Origin of the sequence: Methylobacterium sp. BTF04, assembly GCF_010692745.1 — a bacterium.
Lineage (GTDB): Bacteria > Pseudomonadota > Alphaproteobacteria > Rhizobiales > Beijerinckiaceae > Methylobacterium.
The window spans coordinates 1-7,283 of record NZ_JAAHTB010000080.1; the positions used below are offsets into that span (position 1 = coordinate 1).

General features: G+C 63.7%; 3 protein-coding genes and 6 pseudogenes. 4 read left to right on the forward strand and 5 right to left on the reverse strand.

The window, feature by feature from the left end; translation table 11 throughout:
* Positions 1 to 62: 62 nt before the first annotated feature.
* A pseudogene (locus tag G3T14_RS22465) lies at positions 63 to 209 on the reverse strand (IS3 family transposase); the annotation flags it as partial.
* A 71-nt stretch (positions 210 to 280) separates the two neighbouring features.
* Here G3T14_RS22465 and G3T14_RS22470 point away from each other — a divergent pair.
* Positions 281 to 493, forward strand: a pseudogene (locus G3T14_RS22470) (IS110 family transposase); the annotation flags it as partial.
* 34 nt (positions 494 to 527) lie between these two features.
* Here the strand turns inward: G3T14_RS22470 and G3T14_RS22475 are convergent.
* Complete coding sequence (locus tag G3T14_RS22475) at positions 528 to 1,808, reverse strand: IS66 family transposase (protein ID WP_163644741.1); 1,281 nt, start codon at positions 1,806 to 1,808, stop codon at positions 528 to 530.
* Between the two features lie 57 nt (positions 1,809 to 1,865).
* Here G3T14_RS22475 and G3T14_RS22480 point away from each other — a divergent pair.
* A pseudogene (locus G3T14_RS22480) lies at positions 1,866 to 2,693 on the forward strand (IS110 family transposase); the annotation flags it as partial.
* A gap of 271 nt (positions 2,694 to 2,964) precedes the next feature.
* Here the strand turns inward: G3T14_RS22480 and G3T14_RS22485 are convergent.
* Together G3T14_RS22485 and G3T14_RS22490 are read right to left on the reverse strand one after the other, a co-directional pair.
* Positions 2,965 to 3,234: pseudogene (locus G3T14_RS22485) on the reverse strand (transposase); the annotation flags it as partial.
* A gap of 306 nt (positions 3,235 to 3,540) precedes the next feature.
* Positions 3,541 to 4,584, reverse strand: a complete 1,044-nt coding sequence (locus tag G3T14_RS22490; RefSeq protein WP_163644742.1) for an IS110 family transposase — start codon at positions 4,582 to 4,584, stop codon at positions 3,541 to 3,543.
* Between the two features lie 120 nt (positions 4,585 to 4,704).
* Here G3T14_RS22490 and G3T14_RS22495 point away from each other — a divergent pair.
* Both G3T14_RS22495 and G3T14_RS25225 read left to right on the forward strand, forming a co-directional pair.
* Positions 4,705 to 5,034 (forward strand): annotated as a pseudogene (locus tag G3T14_RS22495) (VIT1/CCC1 transporter family protein); the annotation flags it as partial.
* 382 nt (positions 5,035 to 5,416) lie between these two features.
* Positions 5,417 to 5,538, forward strand: a pseudogene (locus G3T14_RS25225) (transposase domain-containing protein); the annotation flags it as partial.
* A gap of 139 nt (positions 5,539 to 5,677) precedes the next feature.
* Here G3T14_RS25225 and G3T14_RS22500 read toward each other — a convergent pair.
* The gene (locus G3T14_RS22500) at positions 5,678 to 6,889 is read right to left on the reverse strand and encodes a hypothetical protein (RefSeq protein WP_163644743.1); all 1,212 of its coding nucleotides are present in this window, start codon (positions 6,887 to 6,889) and stop codon (positions 5,678 to 5,680) included.
* Positions 6,890 to 7,283 lie beyond the last annotated feature (394 nt).

The following is a 7,283-nucleotide window of genomic DNA, read 5'->3' on the forward strand; positions in this document are numbered from 1 at the left end:
CGCCTCGATACGCCGCCCTCAATCCACCGTCGTCACCCACTTTCCCGCATAGCTCTGGCGGCCGTCAGGGCGGCCTCGTCCTCGGCCAGGACGGCGACCTTGCGCTGGGTCGAACGATGTTGGCCGAGGACACGACAGGCGAAGCGTTCGGACACGCCATGCTCGGCAACGACGAAGTCGATACATGCCCGGCGGCGAGCCGGGCTCAGATGGGGTATTCGGGGTGCGTCGCGCGGCGGAAGCGGCATGATGGTGCTTCGATTCGAACCGGAGCCCTGCCATGGACCAGCAGCACCACGTCGGCCTCGATGTTTCCGTGAAGGAGACTGCGATCTGCATCGTCGATCCCCACGGCAAGGTCGTGCACCGCGCCACTGTCGAGAGCCATCCCGAGGTGATCGGCCAGCACTTGATAGATCTCGGCCACAGCTATGCGCGGGTCGGCCTGGAGGCGGGGCCACTTTCGCCATGGCTCTACGCGGGCTTGGTGGAGGCCGGGTAATTACCCACCCCTGTGATCGCTAGGCTCAGGCGCCAACGGTTTTGAGGATGGTGCCGAAGGAGCTGCTTCCGGTGAGGCGCGCGGTATCGACGACGGTGCGGATGGCAGCTTCGCCCTCAGCAGCCCACATCGCGCGGTAGCCGTTGGTCATCTTCCGCTGGATGACGGACGGGCGCAGCAGCCGCTCGCTGCCATTGTTTGTCGGCTCGACCGCGCCGGGATGAGCGAGGAAGACGAGGAGCTGACGGCGCGCCCGGCCGATCTTGGCCTGGAGGGCTCTGGTCAGGTCGCAGCGACTCGGCGTGGCGAGGATGACGCCGAGCTGTCGATCCAGGCTCCGGCGCTTGGCGGCAAGTGTCGCGGTAGCCAGATCCGTGACGCGCTCGGCCACGGCGAACACGGAGGCCAGCCAGAGCTGCAGTCGCCAGGGGACCGGATCGTCACTGACTTCGAAGACGTAAGCGACGTCGCGGGCGAGATGCGCGAGGCAGGTCTGATGCGCGGCTGCGTGCCCCTGCTGGGCGGTGTAGCGGTCCGAGATCCACACCGCCGGCCGGTGGCCGTCCATCATCTCGCGCACCACGATGGCGCCCCGCGTCGGGGAGGCCGTATGCACCACGGCTTGCGCCGAATGGAAGACCCAGTGAAAGGCGTTGCTGCCCTCGATACGCACGCCGGTCTCGTCCGAGGCGACGACGGTAGCGCTTCGTAACGTCGAGACGGCCTCGTCGCGACCGGAGCGGAATCGCCTCTGTGCGCGCTGGAGCAGGTTCATCAGCCCGCCCTGGCTGAGCGTGAGCCCGAACAGGTCGGAGAGCGCCGCCTGCAGCCGCTCGTAGGACAAGGCCTGGAAGGTCTTGAGATACGTCGCCACCGCATGCAGCCGCGGGCCGAAGGGTGTTCCGCGCGCCGCCTCCGGAACCGGTGCGATCACGCGCGTCCCGCAGGTCGGGCAATGCACGGCCAGTCGCCGATGCTGCGTCACCACAGGGGCGACCTCCGGAAGTTCGATCCGCTCGGAAACGCTGACGACCTCCGTCGGAAGAGCGGTGTGCAGGGCGCCGCCGCAGCATGAGCAACGGTCGGCACGATGATCGACCACCGTATCAGGATCGTCGCTCATCACCCGGCTATGGCCCTTGTGACCAGGTTTGGCACCGCCGGGCTTGGATTGCTCCCGACGTTCCTTGCGATCCGTCGCGGGAGGCTTCGACGAGGTGCGCGAAGTCTTCTCTGGACGCTGCAACCGCAGCACCAGCTCAATCAGCTCCTCGCGGCTTAACCGCTCAAGATCGATGCGACCCATCCCGCCAAGGAATCAGCGAAACCCGACCCGCGCAAGGGGGTGGGTAATTACGAGGCCGGACTGCCGGCGATCTGCGTCGAGACCCGGCACATGCATGCCGCCCTTTCGGCGCGCATCAACAAGACCGACCGTAACGACGCCATGGGCATTGCCCAGATGATGCGCGTCGGCCTTTTCAAGCCGGTCCACGTCAAGACGCCCGCCAGTCAGCAGCGCCGCCTGCTCCTGACCTCGCGCAAGCTCCTGCAGCGCAAGGCCTATGACATCGAAAGCGACCTACGCGGCCAGCTGCGCAACTTCGGCCTCAAGGTCGGCGTCGTGGGGGCTGCCGGGTTCGAGCAGCGCGTGCGCGACCTTGTGCTTGATCTGCCCTTTGTCGCGGCCGTGGTCCTGCCGCTGCTGGAGGCGCGGTCCGCGCTACGGACCCAGCTCGCCAAGCTCCACAAGATGCTGCTGGACCAGGTTCGCACTGATCCGATCTGCCGGCGGCTGATGACTGCGCCCGGCGTCGGGCCGGTAGTCGCGTTGACCTATCGCACCTGCGTCGACAACCCGGCTCGGTTCGGACGGTCGCAATGCGTCGGGGCGCATTACGGTCTGACGCCGCGGCTCTACCAATCCGGCGAGACGACGCGGATTGGACGGATCTCAAAATGCGGAGACACGATGATGCGTGCCGCGCTTTATGAGGCCGCACTCGTGCTACTAACCAGCCCGCGTGGCCGGTGGTCCTCGCTGAAGGTCTGGGGGCTGGCCGTGGCCAAGCGTCGGGGCATGCAGAAGGCGCTCGTGGCTGTCGCCCGCAAGCTGGCGATCGTACTGCACCGCATGTGGCGCGACGAAACCGACTTCCGCTGGTCGGCGGCAACCGCCACGGCGGCCTGAGGCTCGCACACCGGCATCACGTAACACTGAGCTCCTCCGGCGTGGAGGAGGTCCCTGTGGGGACGACGGGAGCGGGTGAGACCGAGGAAACTCGAGCGTCGGTTCTGCCGGACGCGCGGCTTAGATGGCTCCACCCACTCCCTCTGATCCCATCGTGAGGCGGCACAGGCCGACCTCGGAGAGAAGCAAGAGCTCCACAGGACCAATCACGCGCTGATCAAGGATGCGCACCAAGGGAGTTGACCGATGAACCCCGAATAGAGAAGAAGTTTCCCGAGGCGGCCTCCTTCAGAATCAGCTTCTCCAAGGTCAGGTCGGAGATCGCTCGACGGAGGCGCTGGTTCTCTGTCTCCAGAGACTTCAGCCGCTTAACCTGGTCACCCTTCAGACCGCCGTACTCGGAACGCCAACGATAATACGTGACTTCCGTCACCTCGATGGACCGGATTGCTTCGGCGACCTTGCGACCCTGCGAGACCAAGACATCAACCTGGCGCAGCTTGGCGACGATCTCTTCAGCCGTATGCTTCTTCCGTCCCATGACAACATCCTCCACATGGCTCAAAGCCATATGTGGAACGGCCCTGCGGACAAGAGCGCTCAGCAACAGATCCCCCACCGAGAACGGTGCAGTCATATGTCCGGCCTTTTGGCGCGGTCAGAGACCGCTGGCCTCGATGGAGTCCGCGAGGTGAGTGGCAGATCATACCTGCGCGCTCGAAGGCGCATCGGCTTTGGAGGCCTGTCTCACTTCGGGGTGACGTCCCGTCGGGTCTCATCGCTGCTGTTGCACACCTTATCCCTGCCCGGCAGCGGTCCGCCGGTCAGCTCTGTCTGGTCTATGCCGTCACGCGCCCATTGCGCTCGATGCAGCGAGACCAGGATTCCGATAATGGCTACCCTTTGTGAGGAGAGCCCAGACGATGCGCGCCGTCTTGTTGGCCAGCGCAACGGCGGCGACCTTTGGAGGACGACGCGACAGGAGCGCCTGCAACCACGGTGAAGCTTTCCCGCCATTGCGCGCATGGCGCAGGACCGTGGTCGCGCCCAGGATCAGCAAGGTTCGCAAGGTCGGATTGCCCATCTTCGAGATCCGGCCCAGACGCTCTTTGCCTCCGCTGGAATGAGCGCGCGGTGTCAGGCCAAGCCAGGCTGCGAAGTGCCGTCCGGAGACGAACCCACTCGGATCGGGGACGAGGGCCTTCAGCGACGCTGCCGAGATGGGTCCAATACCAGGGACCGCCGTCAGCCTCCGGAGGTCCGCGTCCTCCCGTGACCGGGCCACGATCTCGCGGTCCAAGCGGTGAAGGCGTTCGGTCAACGCTTCGATGTGATCGGACAGATCCACAAGGACCTGCCGTGCGATGACCGGAAGCCGCGCGTCTTCAGGGTCACGGACAATCCCGATCAGACCCGCCACCCGGCTGACTCCCGTGCCGCTCACGATGCCCAACTCCGACAGGTGAGCCCGTAACGCATTAATCGCTTGGTTCCGCTGGCGTACGAGCAGGTCACGTGTCTTTAACACCATGGCGGCGGCCTGCTGCTCGGCTGTCTTGACCGGCACGAAGCGCATCGTTGGACGGCTCACCGCCTCACAGATGGCTTCCGCATCGCCGGCATCGGTCTTGCCGCGCTTCACGTAAGGCTTGACGTAGTTCGGCGGCATAAGGCGCACCTGATGGCCAAGCTTCGCAATCTCACGCGCCCAGAAGTGAGCGCCACCGCACGCCTCCATCCCGACGAGGCAGGATGACAGCTTGGAAAAGAACGTCAGCACCTGCGAGCGACGCAACTGCCGCCTCACCACTACGGCGCCCTCCGAGGAGATCGCGTGCACTTGAAAGATCTGCTTGGCCAGATCGAGGCCGACGACGTGAATCTCTGACATGTTCGGTTCCTCCGCGTTCGAGAACTGATCCGGAATCAAACCCCAGATCAGCGCTGCCGCAAGCAGGGCCGTTCCACACCATCATACCTTAGGGAGGACCACTTTTCAGGGGTCAGGCCAGCCAAGGATGCCCTCGGCGCCCATGCCAGGGATGAACTCGGCATCTCGGAGTTCACCACCGCGCGCCCGATCCAGGCGGCCCTGACGTCGGCGGCGACCTTCTCCGCCGGGGCGGCCCTGCCGCTCCTCGTGGCCGCGGTCTCGCCGACAGGCCTCGTCGTCTACTCGGTATCCGCCGCCTCGCTCCTGTTCCTGGCCGTCCTCGGTGCGCTCGGGGCCAAGGTTGGCGGTGCCCCGATCCCGAAAGCGACCGCGCGAGTGGCATTCTGGGGGACCGCGGCGATGGCGGTCACCGCCGGCATCGGCCACCTCGTCGGTAAGGCCGTCTGAAAGTCAGAAGCAGCTTAAGGCATCCGCCGGTCGATGCCCAACAGGCAGGCCCCTGCTGCGATGATAGCAATGTAACTCGTACCCAGAACCAATCGCCCGGCGACTATAAGTGCCATACCTACGCCTGCCGTCGGGGGCTGAGTGGGGAAAAGTCGATTGTCGTTTGTCGGTATTCCGACTTGGGAGCCCTGACAGCACGTCTTCGCAACGGCCTGGAACGAGGGCGTCCGATCCTTCTCCGGCAGGGGACGGATCGCGTTCACGGTTTCCTCCCCCGAGGCGGGCCATCACGGTCCAACCATGCTCCTCGTGACGAAACGGTGCCGGATGCTCGTTTCCCGGGGGAGGACACCGATGACACCATGACCCTCCGCCCTGCAGATCGGATGGCGGCGACCAGCATTCGGCGTTCATCGCCTCCTGATCGAGATATGCAAGCTCATCGGCGTCGAGCCGCACGCCCGCCTCAGCGACGTCATCAGCCGCATCGTGAAGGGCCACCCGTAGCACCGTCTCAACAACCTGCTGCCATGGGCCTACCCGACCATGTCAGCCCTCAAAGCCCAGGCCTGAAAACAGCGCTTACCCTCCAAGGTTCAGGATGCCCGAAAAAAGTGCGCTCGGCGCGGAGGGGTTCGGAGGGTCATGCGTCGGCGGGAATGGCGAAAACGATCACTACAAGCGCGAGCGCTGTAGCGAGAACAAATAGCAGTGTCCGCACAAAATTACGTTGAAGCCATGCGGATCGAGCCGCCTGAATGGATTGCAAGGCATAATATGCGACAAACGCTTTGGAGGCATAGGTGATGATTTCGTAGATATTCGCCACCCAAACGATACTGATCGCCGCGAGAGCGGTTATCAGATGACCGACGTTTGAACTGAGGCGCTTCCCGAGACTTTCTGAAAGCAATCCCCCCGCACCGTTCGTGTCCGCCACCGCCGCTGACAATTGTGAAGCCAGTGCGGCCAAGATTATCATCGGTCCGACAACAAGTCCCAACGGCCTGAGCATATCGATGATCACGGTTTCTTCCCCGTTCTGAGGCGGGGTATCGGTGAAATAGCGCGTGATCAGAACTATGAAGACGATATAGATCGCTGTCGAAATCCACTGCGCTTGTCGCATGGTCGTAACACGTGTTTTCCAGTCATAGGCTTCACCGAGATAGCGCGACGTCTCGAAGCCTTGCACCAGCACGATTAACCCGAGTAGCACGGAGAGTTCGCGATAACCGCGTGGATGATCGAGGACGGGCCAGGTGACGCCGCCTTGCGTAAGGTCCGAAGCGGTCGTTGCGGCCAGCACCACCAGGACCGCGCCGATCAGGGAAAGTTTGAGCCCGACCGCTCCGAGGGCGAGGCGTTCAAGTGCGTCAAGTCCACCGCACAACCCCAAAATGCCGATACCGCCTAACACGCCTGTCGCAATGCTCCTTATCCAGAACACATCGTTGACGCCGGTCAGTCTCAGGCCAAAGGCCGCAAACAAGTTGATGTAGTAAGCCACCGAGATGAAATAGGCGAAGGCCAACACGACATCCGAAACCCGTTCGAGCAACGCCGTAATGACCGGCGGTTGACTGGCGAGCAGCGGCTCGACATGCTGGATATTGTGCCGGATCGCCGCCCCGAATAGGTAGCCGAGGCCGCAAAGACCAGTCATGGCCAGCCAGGCTTGTGTGCCGGCAGCGGCCGCCAGAATTGGGCCGACAACCAGAAATCCCGAGCCGATGATCGACGCCAACGGCGTGACCACGGCCTGCCAACGCTGCGAACGCAACAGTCGGGGATTGAGGAACACGCCGGCCAGCACCAGCGCGGCGCCGATGAGACCCAAGCTTGTCGCAGTCATGAGGGCACCGCGCCGTTTAGTTGGCTCACGATGCTCATTCCGCGAACTAATTTGCAAACGTCGACCGGCGCAGGGACCTCGGCAAGTAGCGTGTCGAGTAGGCGGCGGCGGTTGGCCGCGGAGAATGTGAGGCTCACCTCTAGCCGGTCGCAAAGCGCCATCAACTGGCTTGTTACGCTGGGTTGGTCGCGCTCGCCGCACACGGCGTGTCGCGGTAGTCCGGGTCCATGCGCACCCTCTCGTACGCTAGATACCGCTTCCCCCGTAAGCTTATCCAAATGGCCATGTAGACGAATCTGCGTTTCACGCTGAGCTTTCGTGACGTCGAGTTGACGCTGGCTGAGGTGGTCCCGCCTTCCTGGACAGTTTGGCGGCTGAGCTAAGCTATACCCCG

Excerpts from the sequence above, each read along its gene's own strand:
- G3T14_RS22490 (WP_163644742.1), bottom strand. The coding sequence starts at position 4,584 with ATGTCAGAGATTCACGTCGTCGGCCTCGATCTGGCCAAGCAGATCTTT.
- G3T14_RS22500 (WP_163644743.1), bottom strand. The coding sequence starts at position 6,889 with ATGACTGCGACAAGCTTGGGTCTCATCGGCGCCGCGCTGGTGCTGGCC.
- G3T14_RS22475 (WP_163644741.1), bottom strand. The coding sequence starts at position 1,808 with ATGGGTCGCATCGATCTTGAGCGGTTAAGCCGCGAGGAGCTGATTGAG.